General features: G+C 38.9%; 16 protein-coding genes. 5 read left to right on the forward strand and 11 right to left on the reverse strand.

Features of this window, described 5'->3' with window-relative positions; all coding sequences use genetic code 11:
* Positions 1–184: 184 nt before the first annotated feature.
* From ACFO3G_RS07105 to ACFO3G_RS07115, 3 genes are all read right to left on the reverse strand, one after another.
* Positions 185–850, reverse strand: coding sequence for a porin family protein (locus tag ACFO3G_RS07105; RefSeq protein ID WP_380079361.1), 666 nt, complete (start codon positions 848–850; stop codon positions 185–187).
* A 38-nt stretch (positions 851–888) separates the two neighbouring features.
* The gene (locus ACFO3G_RS07110; RefSeq protein ID WP_380079363.1) at positions 889–1,752 is read right to left on the reverse strand and encodes an outer membrane beta-barrel protein; all 864 of its coding nucleotides are present in this window, start codon (positions 1,750–1,752) and stop codon (positions 889–891) included.
* A 139-nt stretch (positions 1,753–1,891) separates the two neighbouring features.
* Positions 1,892–3,079 (reverse strand): cell surface protein, encoded by a 1,188-nt coding sequence (locus ACFO3G_RS07115; protein ID WP_380079365.1) that lies wholly within the window; start codon positions 3,077–3,079, stop codon positions 1,892–1,894.
* Positions 3,080–3,500: 421 nt separating this feature from the next.
* On the opposite strand from ACFO3G_RS07115, the gene ACFO3G_RS07120 reads away from it, so the two are divergent.
* Positions 3,501–4,931, forward strand: coding sequence for an aspartate ammonia-lyase (locus ACFO3G_RS07120; protein ID WP_380079367.1), 1,431 nt, complete (start codon positions 3,501–3,503; stop codon positions 4,929–4,931).
* A 938-nt stretch (positions 4,932–5,869) separates the two neighbouring features.
* On the opposite strand, the gene rplI is transcribed toward ACFO3G_RS07120, so the two are convergent.
* The 4 genes from rplI to ACFO3G_RS07140 all read right to left on the reverse strand — a co-directional run bounded on the left by rplI (position 5,870) and on the right by ACFO3G_RS07140 (position 9,562).
* Entirely contained in the window at positions 5,870–6,499 is a 630-nt protein-coding gene (rplI, locus tag ACFO3G_RS07125) for a 50S ribosomal protein L9 (protein ID WP_380079369.1), read from the reverse strand.
* 21 nt (positions 6,500–6,520) lie between these two features.
* Positions 6,521–6,796, reverse strand: coding sequence for a 30S ribosomal protein S18 (gene rpsR, locus ACFO3G_RS07130; protein ID WP_380079371.1), 276 nt, complete (start codon positions 6,794–6,796; stop codon positions 6,521–6,523).
* Positions 6,796–7,152, reverse strand: a complete 357-nt coding sequence (gene rpsF / locus ACFO3G_RS07135) for a 30S ribosomal protein S6 (protein ID WP_380079373.1) — start codon at positions 7,150–7,152, stop codon at positions 6,796–6,798. The genes rpsR and rpsF overlap by 1 nt, the downstream gene beginning before the upstream one ends.
* Positions 7,153–7,585: 433 nt before the next feature.
* Positions 7,586–9,562: a fructose-1,6-bisphosphatase gene (locus ACFO3G_RS07140; RefSeq protein ID WP_380079374.1), complete on the reverse strand. Its 1,977-nt coding sequence runs from the start codon at positions 9,560–9,562 to the stop codon at positions 7,586–7,588.
* A 307-nt stretch (positions 9,563–9,869) separates the two neighbouring features.
* On the opposite strand from ACFO3G_RS07140, the gene ACFO3G_RS07145 reads away from it, so the two are divergent.
* Entirely contained in the window at positions 9,870–10,208 is a 339-nt protein-coding gene (locus ACFO3G_RS07145) for a TM2 domain-containing protein (RefSeq protein ID WP_380079376.1), read from the forward strand.
* An 85-nt stretch (positions 10,209–10,293) separates the two neighbouring features.
* The gene (locus ACFO3G_RS07150) at positions 10,294–10,599 is read left to right on the forward strand and encodes a DUF2752 domain-containing protein (RefSeq protein ID WP_380079390.1); all 306 of its coding nucleotides are present in this window, start codon (positions 10,294–10,296) and stop codon (positions 10,597–10,599) included.
* 219 nt (positions 10,600–10,818) lie between these two features.
* Here ACFO3G_RS07150 and ACFO3G_RS07155 read toward each other — a convergent pair whose 3' ends face one another.
* Positions 10,819–13,095 (reverse strand): NADP-dependent malic enzyme, encoded by a 2,277-nt coding sequence (locus tag ACFO3G_RS07155; RefSeq protein ID WP_380079378.1) that lies wholly within the window; start codon positions 13,093–13,095, stop codon positions 10,819–10,821.
* 407 nt (positions 13,096–13,502) lie between these two features.
* Between ACFO3G_RS07155 and ACFO3G_RS07160 the strand changes: the two genes are divergently transcribed.
* Both ACFO3G_RS07160 and ACFO3G_RS07165 read left to right on the forward strand, forming a co-directional pair.
* A complete protein-coding gene (locus tag ACFO3G_RS07160) occupies positions 13,503–13,892 on the forward strand; it encodes a BlaI/MecI/CopY family transcriptional regulator (RefSeq protein ID WP_380079380.1) in 390 nt (129 codons plus the stop codon).
* 105 nt (positions 13,893–13,997) lie between these two features.
* The gene (locus ACFO3G_RS07165; protein ID WP_380079382.1) at positions 13,998–15,554 is read left to right on the forward strand and encodes a TonB family protein; all 1,557 of its coding nucleotides are present in this window, start codon (positions 13,998–14,000) and stop codon (positions 15,552–15,554) included.
* A 530-nt stretch (positions 15,555–16,084) separates the two neighbouring features.
* On the opposite strand, the gene ACFO3G_RS07170 is transcribed toward ACFO3G_RS07165, so the two are convergent.
* From ACFO3G_RS07170 to ACFO3G_RS07180, 3 genes are all read right to left on the reverse strand, one after another.
* A complete protein-coding gene (locus ACFO3G_RS07170) occupies positions 16,085–16,354 on the reverse strand; it encodes a hypothetical protein (RefSeq protein WP_380079384.1) in 270 nt (89 codons plus the stop codon).
* 140 nt (positions 16,355–16,494) lie between these two features.
* On the reverse strand, positions 16,495–17,883 hold the full coding sequence (hemG, locus tag ACFO3G_RS07175) for a protoporphyrinogen oxidase (protein ID WP_380079386.1): 1,389 nt from the start codon (positions 17,881–17,883) through the stop codon (positions 16,495–16,497).
* A gap of 3 nt (positions 17,884–17,886) precedes the next feature.
* Positions 17,887–18,882, reverse strand: coding sequence for a TonB-dependent receptor (locus tag ACFO3G_RS07180; RefSeq protein WP_380079388.1), 996 nt, complete (start codon positions 18,880–18,882; stop codon positions 17,887–17,889).
* Positions 18,883–18,975 lie beyond the last annotated feature (93 nt).

Below are 18,975 nucleotides of genomic sequence, written 5' to 3' on the forward strand. Positions count from 1 at the left end.
ATATAACTATTTGTATACCATAAAGATAACTATTATTAATAACATGGAAAAGACTTAATATAGAGAAAGTTGAAACTTTTTTCAAAAAACAGAAAGGGCTGCGCCAAATGGAATTTTGACACAGCCCTCTATATTTAATCGATTGGCAAACAAAATCGTTTGCCGATATTCTACATTCTATCCATTAGAAATGAACACCAACACCAAGGAAGAAATCATAATTCTTGTTGTCAGCAATGTTCATAACCTTTGAGCCATTCAAAGAAATATCCTCCTTTTGAGCTGTGTTGAGGAATCCGAAGTCCGTACCAACTTGGAAGTAGTAGCGAGAATATTCGAAAGCTGCCTGAATGGTAGCTCCAAAATCAAATCTCTTGTTGGTGTTGTCTCCGAAATAATCAATGTCAGTAGATGCCCTTTGTCCAAAAGCTTGTCCTTCAATAGTGTATTTACCACCAAGACCTACTGCAAGGTAAGGACCAAATTGGAGTGAAACACCCATGTTGTCTGCAAACTGCCATCTTGCACCAAGTTGAAGAGGAATCTGCAAGTAGTGTGGCATAGCCTTGACAGATAGAGGTCCCATATCAAATTTGTGACCTTTGCTTAAGAATGTCAAGCCCGGAGAGAAATAAAACTGTCCTGAACGAAGATCCCCGGCAAAAGGCATCTCCATACCTAAGTTGATACGATAACCAAGCTTTAGATCAGTACTGGGTTTGTAGTCGCCAATCTTTACTGTAGCGTTGGAGAAGCCAAGATTGGCATCTGCCTTAAAACTGATGTTCTGTGCATTTGCTGCAGTTGCCAAGCCAAGTAGCATTGCTGCAGCCATAATAAATTTCTTCATAATTGTTGTTAAATAATCACTCAATATTGTGTAATAACTTAAAATCTCACTCCTAAACCTATGAATCCGCTAAAGTTGTTTAGCTTAAGGTCTTTTCCATCTTTTGACAACAAGCTCTTAACTTCTCTCCAAGAGTCATTGTTGAGCGTATTCATAAAACCATATTCTAAGCCTGCCTGGACATAAAATCTGTCCACATCGAATGCAATGGTGCCACCTATGCCAATGTCAAAACGCTTTCCTATAGCCTCATTTTTGAACTCTTTACCGCTTAGCAACTCCTGCACTCTTGGGTCTTTGAGAAGTTGTTGTACTCTCGGGTCTTGCAACAACTGTTGTATCCTTGGGTCCTGTAATAGTTGTTGCACTTTTGGGTCTTGCATCAATTCTTGTGCACTTGGAAGCTTAAAGCCGTATTCTTTGTAGAGATTAAAAGAGCGGTTAGCTCCCAACCTGTCTTCGAAAGAGGCTTTTCCTCTCATGGCATAGGCAAAATATGGTCCGGCCATAAGGCTTAGTCCCATCTTTTCTCCCAGGTTGAATCTATATCCAACATTAATAGGAATTTGTACATAATGGTTGCGTATAGTGATATTGCCGTCTTTGATGCCAAAGTTGAGTAACTCATGCTCAAAGTTGCTATTCTTTGATGTAAATGTAAGACCTGTGTTTACGAACCAGTTGGAAGTAAATGGTATGTCCACGGAGGCACCAAATCTATAATTTGCATGAGATTTGAAACTGTTGTCGATATAGGCGTTGTTATTGCTTGGGCTGAGGTAGCCAAGACCTACATTTGCATCCAATTTGTATCGGATGGGTTGTTTGTTTTGTGCATTTGCACCAATTGCTACAGCCATCAATAATGTAACTGCTGCCAAAATGTGTTTCATCTTTACCATAACCTATATGTTTATGTTGTTTTGTCTGATTAATTAATATTCTTAATACTAACAGAGTTCAATAACAAATGTCACCCTCGTGCAACAAAGTTATCTATTCTTGTTGAATGTTTACAGCCAATATTGGAAATAAGCATGGTCAAAGGGCGAGGTCTTTGGCGTGAGTAATTTCCGTACTTGTTTCTCCAATTGGTCCGCATACTTGATTCATACCATTATAGACTTTGATAAAATCAACTGCCGGAAGTTTAACCTTATTGCCATTTTTATCCACTGCCCAATCGATATCGAAGCTGTTTGCGGCTTCATCGTTGTTTGGTTTGTTGTCTACATAGCCCCATTCGAAGGCTTTGAGTTTCCAAATACCATCTATATTATTGGCATTTTGGGGAAGTTTAGTGCCTGTAAACACTAAAGTCTTAGCCTCTGTTCCTTCATACCATCCGGGCCAATAGTCTTGATTGTGTGCTGTAAGTTTAGGAAGGTAGCCTTTTTCATTTAGGTTGTCTTCCCATTTGATATACCTTCTATCAGAATATCCATTTTGTGGTTCGGGGTATTCTCTCTTGCCTTCTCTTGGTCTGGTGTAAGTGATTTGATAGTTATGAATAGTCTCTGGATCATTATGCATGCTGCCTGCAAGTTCATACCATTCGTCTTCGTCCGGCTTTCCATTGTCATTTTTATCCCAGGCTACCATGACAATGCCCGGCTCTGAATTTCCTTCAAACGCGTTGCCAAAGATGGCAAAGTCAAAACCTTCCCTATTAATGATGGAGTGGTCAAATCTGAATGTAATGGAGCCTCCATATGCTCCAAGCGAAATCAGTCCTTTCTCTTGGAGAATTTTGAGGCATCGCTCATTCATCTCCTCTTGTGTCGTTCCATTTTCCCATTTGGGTAGGTCGTTGACAAACTGTCCGGGAGCGGGATGAAAATCTAATACTTCCGACACTTCATCAGTACACTTGGATTCTTTGACTTCAATCTTATATAATATGTCCTTCTCTGAATTAGAAGATATGAAGCGAAGTTTGTAATTCCCGGCTTTAGCTGCAATCACAAAGCATTTGTTGTCGTCAGGGTAAATAACAATGTCTTTTTGCCCTTTCTCTATTTGCCACTCCGGATTTTCTCCATCCTCTTTGATCCATAGACCTTTTAGTCTGTTTGTTGAGACAGTCTTGTTTATCACATTGTTTTCGGGCGTAGGATTATTAGTCTGATTGTTATTGTTTGGCTCATCTTTGGAGCATCCGTTCAATATTCCCGATAGGATGGCCAGTAAAGTGATTGTTACAATTGTGGTGATCGTTGGTTTCTTCATACTGCTGTTGATAATATATAATTTAGAGACTACTTTGAATTTATCTTATCTCTTTTTCAAATTGTCTGAGAAGCCTATTATTCTTGCTTTTATTAGCAATAGATTCAACCAACTTCTCAGATACCTTTCCATACAACTCATTGCCAAAGGCAAGTTTTGTATTTATTGAGACAAAGGTAGTGTTTGTTTTAGAAAAACTTTCTTTTGTCACTATTACTATGTGTGACTAAAATATGGCTTTTGATATACATTTGCTTGTCCTTGCATCTATTATAGATTGATTTTGTATCTCGTTAAGCCACACTGATATACATAGTGGATTTGAGTCGTTGTTTTATATTTGTCAAAAGGTGGATTACTCACTAATTTAGAGTTATATTTGTAGAACAGATAAGCAATTAACCATTAAAAGATATTAGGTATGGAACAGGAAAAGAAGTCAACACGTATTGAAAGTGACTTGATTGGCGAACGCGAGATCTCCAATGATAATCTCTATGGAGTACAAACATTGCGTGGTGTAGAAAACTTTAAGATCAGCAATTTCCACCTTAATGATTATCCCAACTTCATCAAGGGATTGGCAATGACAAAAGAAGCTGCTGCAATTGCAAACCACAAACTTGGTCTTTTGACAGACGAGCAGAAAGATGCAATCGTAGAAGCATGTCATGAAGTTGCTGCCGGTAAGCATGATAAGGATTTCCCGGTGGATATGATTCAGGGTGGTGCAGGTACTACTACCAATATGAACGCTAACGAAGTAATCTGTAACAGAGCACTTCAAATCATGGGACACAATCCCGGCGAGTTCCAGTATCTAAGCCCGAATGACCATGTAAACGAATCTCAGTCTACCAATGATGCTTATCCAACAGCTATTCATTTGGGACTATATGCTACACACTTGGAATTTATGCCTCACCTTAAGGACTTGATCGCAGCTCTTGACAAGAAGGCTTCAGAGATGGAAGATGTTCTTAAGATGGGTCGTACACAGCTTCAAGATGCAGTGCCTATGACATTGGGCCAGACATTCCATGGCTTTGCTTCTATCTTGAAAGATGAAGTGAAAAACTTGGAGTTTGCTGCAGAAGAGTTCTTGACAGTTAATATGGGTGCTACTGCCATTGGTACAGGTATTTGTGCTGAACCAGATTATTCTAAACTTTGTATCGAAGCTATGAGAATGGTCACAAAGTGGGATATCAAACTTTCTGCTGACCTTGTTGGTGCTACTTCTGATACATCTGTTATGATAGGATATAGCTCAGCTATGAAGAGATTGGCTGTGAAGGTAAATAAGATTTGTAACGATATCAGATTGCTTTCTTCAGGTCCTCGTTGTGGTCTTGGCGAATTTAATATACCTGCTATGCAACCGGGTTCTTCAATCATGCCGGGTAAGGTTAATCCTGTAATCCCTGAAGTAATGAGCCAGGTATGCTACAAGGTAATGGGTAATGACCTTTGTGTAACGATGGCTGGTGATGCTTCTCAAATGGAGCTTAATGCAATGGAGCCGGTAATGGCACAATGCTGCTTCGAAAGTGCTCACCTTCTTATGAATGGTTTTGATACGCTTCGTGTTCGTTGTATCGATGGTATCGTTCCAAACAGAGAAGCTTGTGCTGACTATATTAAGAATAGTGTTGGTATCGTAACTGCACTTAACCCAATCATCGGATACAAGAACTCTACCAAGATTGCCAAAGAAGCTATGGCAACAGGAAAGGGTGTATACGAGTTGGTGCTTGAGCACAAGATCCTTTCTAAGGAAGATCTTGATACAATCCTTAGCCCGGAAAATATGATTAAGCCGGTTAAGCTTAATATCAAGCCACAAAGATAATTGACATAAAGTCAACGACTTAAAAAACTAAGGGTCGCGTCATCTGATATGATGCGACCCCTTTTTTGTTCAATTATTACTGTTGTATAATGTTACCTTTATCACCGAAATCTCCAAATTGAACAAATCATACATGTCAAGATGTGGAAAAAGGCAGCATTGCTGTTGATTAGAAAAGAAAGATCCAATCAGATGATTAGCCCCCATATCTTTACATCAAAAAACCGGATAGTTCGTTAGGGCATTTTCAAGACCCTGTATTTAGCAACGAAAGTATAAGATGTCCGATAAAAGTTGGAAGGGCCTCTTTAGGGTACTTAATTGCTTTATTTATGTGGTTGAGTTCTTCTGCTTTGAAAAGGAAGCCCCTGCTTTCGGAGACCCAAGCCGGCTGTTCGATAAAAAATGGTCTCAATTAAACCAGATTTGTCGTTAGATGGCAGGTCCTAATGGCCGTCATTAGGAGTCGTTTTTCTTAATGTATTATATATCATTACTTTATAAGCTTAGAAAATGATTATCGTCTTCTAAATTTTTCCCTACCATTTTGGTGTGATGTTATAAAGGTACAAATGGCTTTGTGCATTTGAATGTATATGATGCTCCGATGTTTTATCGACATTTTTTTGTTTAAGCCTTAGATTTGCTTCTACAATATTAGAAGCCTTGTAAGAGAAAGCCTTTTTAATATCAAGTCGAGTCTCTCGTTTCCTAATCCTGAAAGGACGGCTGTCCGACCAAAGCTAAGCATATGAACAAGCTAAGTGGACAAAACAGATGACAGCAAATGATTAGATTACAATTTCGAAGGTTTTTTATGAAGTCCAAGATTAGTGTTATTCCAATTGTTTTATCGGATAGTAATAATATCAAAAAGGGCCATACCTTTTGGTATAGCCCTTTTGAATTTATTTGGAGTAATAATATTCTGTATCGAATTACTCAGCTTTTGCTTCTTCTGCAGGAGCCTCTTCAGCCTTAGCTTCTTCTGTTGCTTCCTCTGTAGCTTCTTCAGTTGCTTCTCCCGCTGCTTGTGCAGCCTTGCGAGCCTTTTCAGCCTCTTTGTAAGCTTTTGCTTCTTCTTCAGCCTTAGCTTTAGCAGCAGCAATTTCTTCTGCGAAGTTTTCTGATACAACTGTGAAAGGAATATCAACAGTCACATCTCTGTGCAAACGAGCCTGGCATACGAACTCACCAATTTCTTTGATGTTGTCCTTAACAAGGATTTTCTTTCTATCAACTTCTACACCCTTAGCAGCCAAAGCTTCAGCCACTTGAATGTTAGAAACAGAACCATAAACAATACCCTTGTTTGATGTTTTAACAGAAATCACAAGATCCTTAACTTCTGCAATCTTAGCGCCCAATGCTTCAGCTTCGCCCTTGATTTGTTCGAGCTTGTGAGCACGTTGTCTAAGGTTTTCAGCCAAAACTTTCTTTGCAGATTCTGTAGCGATAACTGCCAATTTCTGAGGAATAAGGTAGTTACGTGCATAACCCGGCTTAACATCTACAATCTCATCCTTGAAACCAAGGGTTACGATATCTTCTAATAGTATAATTTGCATAATCTTCTGTCCTCCGCTTAATTATTTCATCATGTCTGTTACGTAGGGCAATAGAGCCAAATGACGAGCTCTCTTTACTGCTTGAGCCACACGACGTTGGAACTTAAGAGAGGTTCCTGTGATTCGACGTGGAAGGATCTTACCTTGTTCGTTAAGGAACTTCTTAAGGAATTCAGGGTCCTTGTAGTCGATGTACTTGATGCCTGCTTTCTTGAAACGGCAATATTTTTTCTTCTTTGTATCAACTGTTAGTGGGGTGAGGTATCTGATCTCGCCCTTATTCTTTGGTGCTGCCATTATTTGTCCTCCTTAACTTCTTTCTTGTTAGCTTTCAGATTTCTTCTCTTCTCTGCATATTCTGCAGCATATTTGTCCTGACGGAATGTAAGGAAGCGAAGAACGCGTTCGTCACGGCGATAGTTGATTTCCAACTTCGCGATAGTAGACGGGTCTGCTTCAAATTCGATAAACTGATAGAAGCCGGTTGACTTCTTCTGAATTGGGTAAGCGAGCTTCTTAAGGCCCCAGCATTCTTCATTCACAATTGTAGCACCCTCTTCTTTAAGAAGGCCTGTGAACTTTTCTACCGCTTCCTTCATCTGAACATCAGACAAAACGGGAGTAAGAATGAAAACGGTTTCGTACTTGTTCATACTTAGTTATAAATTATTATGTGACATTATTGTCGGGCACAAAGGTACGACAAAGATTTTAATTATTTGTGTTCTACTTTAGTTTTTCCCTTTGTGCAGCAATTCAGAGGTTCTTTATCCGACAGAAATTGTTTAGCCCCTTGCTTTAAGGTACTCCAATAAGTCCTTGTGTTTAGATTTATTGCTGTTGATAAAAATGAAGTGTAAACTTGTAATCCCCTTATCAAATGATGATACAGATTCCTCTTTCGGTAGGAGCTTGGATTTTTCAAAGGCTTTTCCTTACGCAGATAGGGCATAAAAAAGTTTTATCTGACATCAATAGTTTAGGTTATTTGTGCTTTTCTATTCATCCATCAACATCCTTAATACAATATTGGGGGCTGTGTCATTGACGCATCCCCCAATATATCTTTAGTGTGATGATTTATAATTAGTTGGTCTTCTCTTGGATGTAGCCATACTTATAGGCTTCGAGAAGTTTCTTCAAATCTTCCGCTTGAGTGCTTAGTTCGGTACCCTTATCTGTGTCTCTAACTAAGATGCGGTGCGAGCTGTGCTCTTTGACTACAGTAACACTCTTGATATCTTTCATGTTCTCTACAGCATCTTTCTTATTGGTAAATGGTTGATGTTGAACGAGCTGCAGTCCTCTTGAATTGAAAATAAGTGTGTATCCAGCAATCCCGGTTGAAGATTGGTAAGCGCGACTAAATCCACCATCTATAAGTAGCAGTTTGCCACCACCGAGAAGAGGTTTTTCCCCCTTCTTGGCTTTTACCGGCACATGTCCGTTGATGATGTGTGTATCCGGACCTTCAAGTCCAAATTCTTTCAAAATCATCTCACAAACCTCTTGCTCTTGTCTATATATATAGTACCACCCTTTTTGCTCGTGGTGAGTTGCTTTGTCTTCAATAAAGTATCTTTCGAATGTGGTCATTGCAGACTTATCAAATAGAGGAGAGTCCGGACCACACCATAGATACCACATGAAATCACAAGCAGACTTTTGCTTTTCTGTACCTCTCTTAGCCTGATATGCTCTTCTTACAAGCTCGTCTACTTTGTCATAAAGATCTTTGCCCTTATAATACTTCCCTTCTATTTGTACTTCTTTGAGAGTCTTGTCTTCGTTGAGTGGAACAGATGCGTGGTACAGCAGGTTCATGTTGTAGCTCAGATACATCGATCCTTTCTTATAGAAGCAAGCGATATGCTTTTTGAGCCTTTCACTTCCGGAGAATGATCTAAGCAGTCTTTGGACAACAAGTTCTTCTCCCTCGGTCAAAGTGTATGGATCTTTTGGATCTACTGTTGGAAGATTGTTGTCAAGCATTGGATGAACCTCTCCTGAAGGAAGTGTAATGGTCGCAGACTCCTTATCCCAACGATGAAGCAAGTCACGGTCATTCATCTTATATTCCGGATGTGCTACAATGAGTTGGTGCTCCAGTTTAAACTGCATGATCGACATGGCTTTGTGCATTTGACTGATAAGGTAGACACTCTTATCGTCGTACAGTTCGTCTGCACCCGAAAGCTTTGGCATAAAGACTGTGCAAGGGTCATTGGCATAGGTCTCCATCGCAAATCTTGCCAATGGAAGTAAGTTGATGCCGTATGCATTTTCCAATGTGTCGAGGTTGGCATATCTAAGAGCTATCCTGACACAATTGGCCATACAAGCAGCATTGCCTACAGCCGCACCCATCCAGAGCATATCGTGGTTGCCCCATTGAATATCAAAGTTGTGATAATTGAGCAGGGTGTCCATAATGTGCTGTGGCCCGGGCCCCCTATCATAGATATCACCGACGATATGTAGATGGTCAATAACGAGCTTTTGAATCGTTTCGCAAATGGCAATAATAAAGTCCTCGGCCTTTCCGGTCTGAATAATTGTATTGAAAATACTACTTATATATGCTGACTTTTGTTGGTTGATACCTTCTTCGTGAACAAGCTCCTGGATGATATAGCTGTACTGAGGTGGCAATGTTTTACGGAACTTTGACCTGGTATACTTTTCTGCTACTTTGCGACAAACTTTTACGAGTTGATTGAGAGTAACCATATACCAGTCGTCACACAAGGGTTCGTTTTCGTTTAGTTGGTTGAGTTTTTCTTGTGGGTAGTATATTAGTGTGCAAAGCTCCCTTTTTTCTTCTTGCCTGATTTGGCGTCCAAAGAGCTCTTCTACCTTGCGTGCAATGGATCCGGAAGCATTCTTTAGGACATGGTTAAATGCTTCATATTCACCATGTACATCGGCCAAAAAGTGTTCGGTCCCTTTTGGCAGACTTAGAATAGCTTCAAGATTGATAATCTCAGTGGCTGCTTCTGCCGCCGTGGGGAAATTAGTTGACAGCTGACGGAGAAATTTCAGCTCAGCATTGTTTTTTTTCATGTTGATTTTATGAGTTGTTTAATCTACTATGTAAAGGTACTAAATTTCCTTCACTGAGATAGGTAAGCCTGTTTTTTGAGTTACTTAATCTTAAAACTTATCCACTTAGAAATGGTCCTACAGCCTTTAATTAATGATTCAGAATTTACTGTAAAAGACCTTGTAACTAACTTGAGATTCAAAGTTGTTGTTTTTTAGCTTTCATGTTTTTTTGATTATCTCCCTCAACTCAATCCTTTCTATACTAAATATATTTATATTTGTAATTGATAAGATATTGTTATTAACGACTAAATACACATTTATTATGAATGCTCAGCAGTTGGACTTGTTTATAATGTCAAATGCTAAGTTCTTTCCACAAGAACGATTGCCATATATCAGAGAGAGATTGGCTAATCTTGATGAAACAAAGGCTATGGCTATTATGACTATGTCGTTTAAAGATCCTACGGTTTCGATTATTATTTCTGTACTTGTAGGAGGGTTAGGGATTGACCGATTTTATATTGGCAATACAGGACTTGGTGTTGCTAAGTTGCTTACTTGTGGTGGCTTTGGTATTTGGACAATTGTGGATTGGTTCCTCATTATGAATGCAACTAAGGAGGCCAATTTCGAAATGTTGATGCCTTTCCTTGCATAGACGTCTCCATCTTTTATCTTTGGCGGTATATCTGATAGTCCTCGGTTGGATTATTTATGTGTACCATACTTTTGGTGACGGTCTTGTGGTATGTCCAACCAAAATAATTTGGAGACTGCCTTGCCCGTCTTGTGGGATGACACGTGGACTTATCATGATGTTGAGAGGAAACTTTATATCCGGTTTTTTGCTCAACCCCAATGCCCTTATCCCTTTTGTTCTTCTTTTTGTATATCCTCTGATAATTATCATCGGCATAATCTTGCGCAAAGATTTGCTTTTTGAAATGCTGACTTATTTTCTAAAGATCTGTAAAAGGAGGTCCTTTATCATTCCATTTTTTGCTATTGAACTATTGATTTGGATTCACAATATGGTAATTGGACTATAGATTATAAAGTGCCATTCTTACATACTCAACTGAAGCCTAATATTGAAATCAGCGAAATAGAAGAATCAAGGTAGTTGTCAATTTTTAGGAGAAAAAGCAGAAAGGGTATATTGTTGGACTCTGAGTTTGTATTTCAGTGAATGTACTTTGTGTACAAAACCTAATACAATAGCTCTAAGAGTTTCACAATATACCCTTTGTGGCTTTATGCAGTCTTATTTATAGGATGCAGGAAGATGTATCCAAAGCTGCCATAGCTGTGATGTTGACAATTTCTTTGACAGTGGCATCATGATCGACAAAGTATACCGGTTTGTCCAATCCTACCTGTATTGGCCCTACTACTTCTTCTGCATTTCCTGTTTCTCTTAGAAGTTGGTAGCAAGCATTTGCTGCTGATAGTCTTGGGAATATAAGAATGTTTACTTTCTTTCCCTTAAGCTTGTTTTCCGGATACTTCTCATCTCTTTTCTCGGTATGAAGAGCTGTTTGAATTTGCATCTCCCCATCGACACAGATCTCGGGATGTTCGCGATGAAGTATTTCCACAGCTTTTCTTGCTTCTATTGAAGAGTCGGCATTGTTGCTTCCAAAGTCAGAGAAGTTGACAAGTGCTATGACCGGTTTTACACCAAAGCATCTAACCTTTTCGGCAGTCAATAGTACGATATCGACAAGTGCATCTGCTTTGAGGTTGTGATTGATCATTGTATCGGCCAAGAAGAGCGGTCCACTCTTGAGCGTAACGAGGTGCATAGTTGCGAAGAGATCGTGTCCCGGTGCAAGTCCTACTGTTGTTTTTGCCACTTCAGACAAATAGGAATGGTCAGAATAAATACCTGTCACCATAGAGTCGGCCTTGCCGGCTTGTACCATCATCATACCAAAGTAATTGGGGTCATACATTTTGTCCAATGCTTCGGGTAGGTTGCCCCCTTTTCGCCAGTTTTGCTTAGCATACATTTGGGCAAACTCATATCTGTCACTCTTAAATTCGTCAGATCTGTGATTGATTATCTCTACACCTTCAAGATCCAAGTCGTTTTCTCTTGCTACATCCAAGATATGGTTGCGATCACCCAAAATAACCGGAGTGGCTATACCTTGATGCAGTACCTCTACGGCTGCTTTGACAACTGTTGCATTCTCGCCGGCCGCATAGACAATCTTGTGAGACTTCATCTTGGCCGTGTCATGCAAGCGACGCATAAGGTGACTCATCTGACCAAGTCTGCTCATAAGTTCGTTTTCATAAGCATCCCAGTCTTCAATCTCTTTTTGAGCTACTCCAGATTCGATGGCAGCTTTTGCCACAGCTATCGAAACTTTTGCAATCAGTCTTGGGTCAACCGGTTTTGGAATGAAGTAGTCTGGTCCGAAGTGTAGCTGTATATTCCCATAAGCGGTTGTGACTTCATCAGGTACCGGTTCTTGTGCCAGCTTTGCAATAGCAATCGTAGCGGCCTTTTTCATCTCTTCATTGATGGCTGTAGCTCTGACATCTAAGGCTCCTCTAAATATATATGGGAAGCCAATTACATTGTTGATTTGATTGGGATAGTCAGATCTTCCGGTAGCCATTAGCACATCTTTTCTTGCCGCTTTGGCATCATCGTAGGTGATTTCCGGATCCGGATTGGCAAGTGCAAATACAATGGGATTGTCTGCCATCTGCTTTACCATCTCCGGTTTAAGAACCCCGGGCTTGGAAAGACCGACGAATACGTCAGCCCCTACTATAGCATCAGCCAGCGTTTTAAGATCTTTTCTGTCAGTTGCAAAGTATGCTTTCTGCTCGTTAAGTCCCTCCCTGTCTTTTGTAATCACACCCTTGGAGTCAATCATAACGATATTGGATCGTTTGGCACCAAAAGACTCATATAGTTTTGTGCAAGAGAATGCAGAAGCTCCGGCTCCATTGATTACAATCTTTGCATCTTCAATTTTCTTACCGGCAATCTTAAGAGCATTGAGAAGACCTGCAGAAGATATGATTGCCGTACCATGTTGGTCATCGTGCATCACAGGTATGTCAAGTTCTTTCTTTAGCACTTGTTCGATCTTAAAACATTCAGGAGCTTTGATGTCTTCAAGGTTGATACCTCCAAAAGTAGGAGCGATTGCTTTGACAATCTCAATGAATTTGTCCGGGTCCTTTTCATCAATTTCGATATCAAATACATCGATTCCTGCATATATCTTAAATAGGAGACCCTTGCCTTCCATTACCGGTTTTCCTGCCAATGCCCCTATATCACCAAGTCCAAGTACAGCTGTACCATTGGAGATAACGGCAACTAAGTTTCCTTTGGCTGTAAAATCATAAGCCTCGTTGGGCCTTTTTTGAATGTCCAGACATGGAACAGCTACCCCCGGGCTATAAGCCAATGTCAAATCGTGTTGGGTACTATAAGGTTTGGTAGGTCGAACTTCTATCTTTCCAGGTTGTGGAAGTGAATGATAGATTCTTGCTTCTTGTGCTAATTTGTTATTCATTGCGTATACGTTTATATTTTCTACGAAGGTACATACTTAATTATAAACATAGTGAATGTTGCCAACTTCTTTATCTATTGCTTCACATCAACTCAATATAATGACAATGATAGATGATAAAAGCTGTTAATATATATACCTTAATGACTACTATTTGATATCAATATCTATTTTCAAGGTAAGACTCATAAACGCAAATCCATTGTCAAACATGTCCTTAAAATATGAGACTTTTTTAATTGTTCTACGAAATTATCGTAATGAATTTATTGTTTATAATAACCTGTAAATGAAATAGATATGATTTAATAACTAAATGATGTTAGAGTATTTTATTTTAAAATGTATTGTCTATCTACGGAAGTTTCGTAGATTTGTGCAGCAACAACAATTGAGTTTTAGTGTTTATGAAAAGAAAAGAAATGATTCCGTCTCTTACTGATCAAGAAGAATCTGTAATGAGGATTGTATGGCAATTGAGGCAATCTTGTACTGTTCGCGATGTTTTGAATACGATGGAATCTCCGCTTCCACCATATACAACCTTGGCTTCTGTTTTTAAGAATTTGGAATCTAAGGGATATCTCAAAAGTCATCTTGATGGGAAAACGAGAATTTATGATATAGTGATAAAAGAATCATCCTATACCCGAGGAGCCTTAGGCCGTTTTGTCCAAGATTTCTTTGGAGGCAATTATTCCAATTTGGTACATCAATTTGCTAAAGAAGAGAAGATTTCTCCTGAAGAATTGCGTCATTTATTGGATATGATTGATCATTCTTCTGATAATAAATAATTTGTCATGCTCAGCTATTTGCTTTTATCTTCTTTGGGAGTCGTTTTATTCTCCATATTAGGGCATTGCTTATGTAACAATGACACCTTTCTGAAGCTGCGAAGAATGTACTATATAGCAGCTGTTTTGATGAGTTTGATGCTTCCATTGTTGGGCCTCTTTATGGACCCTTTGTATTCTTCATTGATGCTCAATGCTAATCCTAAAATAACGATTGGCACACCGATGGTTGTAACTATGGCTGAGGAAATTTCTGATCGAACCTGGTATGAAGCAATATTAGAAGCCGTCCCATGGATACTCAAGGGAGTGATTTTACTTGGTGTGATGTTTATGTTGCTACGCAATTTGATGGCTTATATGCGTATCAAAAGAATCTTTTCGAGATCTCAACGATATTTAGACTCTCCGGTCTTCTTTGGAGATAGTTTTTCTGTCCCATTTACTTTTATCAATCTAATTTATTTGCCCTCTGAGTTGAGAGGTTCATCGGTACTTCCATATATTGTAAGGCATGAGATGGAGCATTTGAGGGGCAAACATTTTATAGACCTATTGATCTTAAACCTATTGAAGACTGTTCAGTGGTACAACCCTTTTGCATACCTATTATATAATGACGCGAATAAAAATTTAGAGTACATAGCTGACAAGGCTGTTTTGACTTCACATTACAATTCCCGGGAGTATCAGTACAAATTGCTTGAAGTTAGTTTGCCAACCTTTGTCAGGCCTATATGTACCACATTTAATAACAATTTTTTAAAAGATAGAATTATGATGATGAATCGTAAGCAATCATCAAAGCATATTATAGTGAGGTATGCTTTGATTATACCTGTAGCTGCTCTTCTTATCGTCGGATCTAATGTGCTTTATGCCAAAAGAAGTTCTGACAATATTGATAGTAAGACAGTCTTTACTCCTTTATCTGAGGACAAAGTTGAAGAGCAAGTAGTTGCTAAACAGAGTGTAGAAGAGGCACAACCTCAAAAAAAGACAGTGATAGCTACTTCGGCTCATTTCCCCGGAGGCGAAGTAGCTATGATGAGATTTATAGCTAATAATCTTTCTTATCCAGAATCTGCCATCAAGAAGAATATTCAGGGAAGGGTGTTATTATCATTTTTTGTCAAGAAAGATGGCTCCATTAGCAATATCAAAGTCGAGAAATCGTTGACTCCTAATTTGGATAATGAGGCCATAGCATGTGTTAAAAAGATGCCAAAGTTTGTTCCGGCTTTGACAAAAGACAATCGTCCTGTCGAGTCGAGGATATTCCTCCCAATTTCGTTTAAGTTGGTAGATTCAGCAGAAGTGGTGCCCGAAGAAGCACCTGATAATCAAAACGCTGAGGAGGCATTTGTTGTTGTTGATGAGCAACCTCAGTTTCAAGGTGGAACCAAAGCCTTGATGCAATATCTTAATAAAAATCTTGTCTATCCGAAAGATAATAAGCAGAATGGAACGGTGATTATTCAGTTTATTATCAAAAAAGATGGTAGCGTTGCCAATGCCAAAGTTTTACGTTCTCTCAACAAAAAATGTGATGAAGCAGCTTTAAAGGTAATTATGGAAATGCCAAAATGGATTCCTGGTAAGCAAGATGGTAAGCCTGTAGATGTAAAATTTACTATTCCGGTATCGTTTATGTTAAAATAAGAGTGTCTTTCTACTGATTATATCGGGTAAGGGTCGATTTCTGATACAGAAATCGACCCTTATTCTTCTTATAAATAGATCTCTTTATCTTTAAAATCTACCGATTTAGATAAATAATGTAAATATATTAAGACCTTTCTTTAAGAAAAAAGCTCCTGTTTTTTTGCTTAAAAAGGCTATGTTTCACGGATAATCTGTAGGAAAAGTCATTATATCGTTAGTTTAATATGTTAAATTGTATGTACGGAGTTTGTGATTTAACTTTTGCCTGCTTAGAAATAGGTATCAGGCCCCCCTTTTTAGGAGGGTCGCGCGACTTACAATCCATTCTCGCGCGACAATGAAAGTGAACTCGCGCGACTTGGCACTTGAAGTAGCGCGACTTCGCATAGCAAGGTCGCGCGAGATCAGATCTAAACTCGCGCGAGAATAGATTGCATCTCGCGCGAGCTTATTTGTTAAAATAGCATATAAAAAAGCCCGTTTCGTACTATAAAAACGGGCAAAGTCGATAAGAAGGTCAGGTTATCCTAACCTTGGAATTTTAGATTTTCAGTTTGATTTAAGCCTGTTTTAGTAGCTTTTTGAGTACTAATCGAAATAACAGTATTTAACATATAAAGTCTTCTCTGAATGAACTTCACAGCAACTTGAGACAGACTATTTTGGAGATTATATTTGATGATCGAATGAGCATTGATTTGTACCAATTGGAAAGGACGCATCTTACCCTCTTGGGGGAATAGTGCACCAAGCAAAAGGTTTAATAAAAGGAAAGTAAATAATATGCTTATCTTCATGGCTATAAATCTTTACAATCACTAAGATACAAAAAAGGATTCTTTTTAGCAATGACGCTTTTTCTTAAAAGAGATGGAGTGTTCATTTATGCCCTTATCTTTTATCCTAATAATTACTTATGTCGGTTCTAATGCCGATATTACCCTTTGTCTTTTTGGGTTGTTTGAGCAATTTTTATCGCTATAGATATGCCCTGTTTGATACGGTCTGCCATACCTATTCCATCTTTGAGATTGCCTGCAATAAATAGTCCGGGATATGCTGCTTCTATTTTACTGATGCATTCTATTCTACTTTTGGTGTTTTCATCATATTGAGGAATGGCTTTGTCGTGTCTAAAGATGGCAAAATGTTCGATTGGATATTTTTCATCGTATCCCATTGTTCGTTGCAATATATCGATAGCAATTTCCTTGACTTCGTCATCTTTGAGCAAAAGTAAATCCGGATGTTTGATACCTCCAATAAAAATAGAGAAGAGAGCCTTCCCCTTGGGAGATCTGTTTTTGAAACATTGATAGGGAAAAAGGATGCCGAGTACATTTTCTTTTTCTATTGATGGTATAAGTCCTCCGAATGCTTTGAATGCCGGATTTGGATTCTCTTTAAGACCAACTGACACTTGCATAAGCGATGCATAGGGCAGATTTGCAATAGGGTTGATAAGATGCTTGTCGACAAAAGGCAATATCTTCGGTAGTTGATAGGCTGCAGTTGTTGTTACAATATGGTTAGCTGTCAGGCTTTTTGTATTATCCTTGTATAAGAAATCGATTTGCCATTTTTCATGCTCGTGATGTATGACAATATCTTTGGCATTCAAAATAATATGTCTTTCTCCAATAATTTGAGCGAGAGAACTTATCAAATTGCTCAATCCACCCTCAACCGAAAAGACATCTTTCGTCGCCATCTTATCACGGTCACTTTTCTTCTCTTTTGCTTTTGCTATACCACCCTTGATAAAACTTCCATAGGTTTGCTCCAGTGCGTACAATTTGGGTAATGCATATTTTGTTACAAGCTTCATGGGGTCTCCAGAATATATACCGGATATAAACGGGTCAACGGCATAGTCAAGAAAAGATTTGCCGAGTCTTCTAATGGTCAATTCGCCAACGGTCTCATTTGGGTTAGAGCCCTTTTTACGAAAAGGCTCTCCCAAAATTCTAAATTTATCTCTCCATGTAAACAATGGTGTCATAATCCCTCCCTTTATGCCATTGGGAAGGGGATGAAATACACCCTGTTTGAGTATTAATCTTCTTTTTGCTGACGGGTTAGCAATCTCTAATTGGCAATATTGAGATATGGACTGAAAAAGCTCGGCTACTTCGGGGTGAGAGATAGCTCCGGTATTGGGCCCGCTTTCATAGACATAGCCTTTGGTATAATGGGTCTCTATTTGTCCGCCTATGCGATTTTGTTTTTCTATTACAATCGCATTGATGCCCAAAGAGCGAAGCTTGAAGGCAGTGGTTAGTCCAGTCAGTCCGCCACCAATAACGGCACAATCGTAATGCTCCATGTTTTATAGGTCAATAAGTATTGATGTGCCAATGCTAAATGGTCTTCCTTTTTGTCCATATTTATTTGGACCAAGTTCGAAGTAATTGCTCATAAAATGTGTGTTGGTCGTATTTTTGCTCCACACTTCCCATGTGACATTCCCTTTCGTTACAGATGCTTTAAGGTTGAGTATTGGGTAGAAGTTTTGTTTTACTTCGTTGTTGTCCATCCAATAGAAAGGACCCGTGCCAGTCAAACCAAGATTAAATGTGGCATAATCAATCCATTTGGACGAGCTTTCGATTGTATAGGCTGCATCCAGGGAAAATGTGTGTGTGGGAACGAGTGGCAGTTTGTTGTTAGAATAATCTTGTCCTTCTCCTTTGATATAGTCTTTAAATTTGGCATCTGTATATCCATAGTTCAGATTCAACCCAAGTTGTTTGTTTACATTGTAATGAAGCCCCAGTTCGATCCCTTTGGATGTAGAATGTCCGGCATTATCCAAGACGACGCCTATGGCTGGGATAACATGCGATATCTGTTGGTCTTTCCAATCAATAAAGAATATGGCAGCCTCACCTTTTAATCTATTGTTTGCCAATGAGAATTTGCCGCCTATCTCATAGTTCCAGTTATACTCCGGATTGTATTTACGCTGACTTTCATCTTTGACAGTAAAGTTAAATCCTCCCGCTTTATACCCCCTGGCTACTGTTGCATAGACCGAATTTCCATTAAGAAAATCATATGACAAAGATACTTTTGGAGTAAATTGAGTGAAATTTAATTTACTGTCAAAATGATCCAGAAGTTTGCGGTTGGGGAGATTGCTTATAGGAGAGAGATAATCGCTGTTGTCAAGTTTTTGACGCTCCATATCATAACGGAGACCTGCAGTAAGAGTTATCTTGTTGGTAAGATTGAAAATAGATTGATGATAAAATGCAAGCCCCATATTGGTCATATCTGCATATTGGTATTTCGATACTGTCCCGAAAAAGTGTGTAAGACTCAAGACTGTTATCTTTGAAAAAAACAAAATAAAACGATAAACCGTATGAATCTTACACGAGTACAAATTAAAGAAATTATTTCGAATTGTCTGTCA

The organism is Falsiporphyromonas endometrii (genome assembly GCF_042654485.1).
Lineage (GTDB): Bacteria > Bacteroidota > Bacteroidia > Bacteroidales > Porphyromonadaceae > Porphyromonas > Porphyromonas endometrii.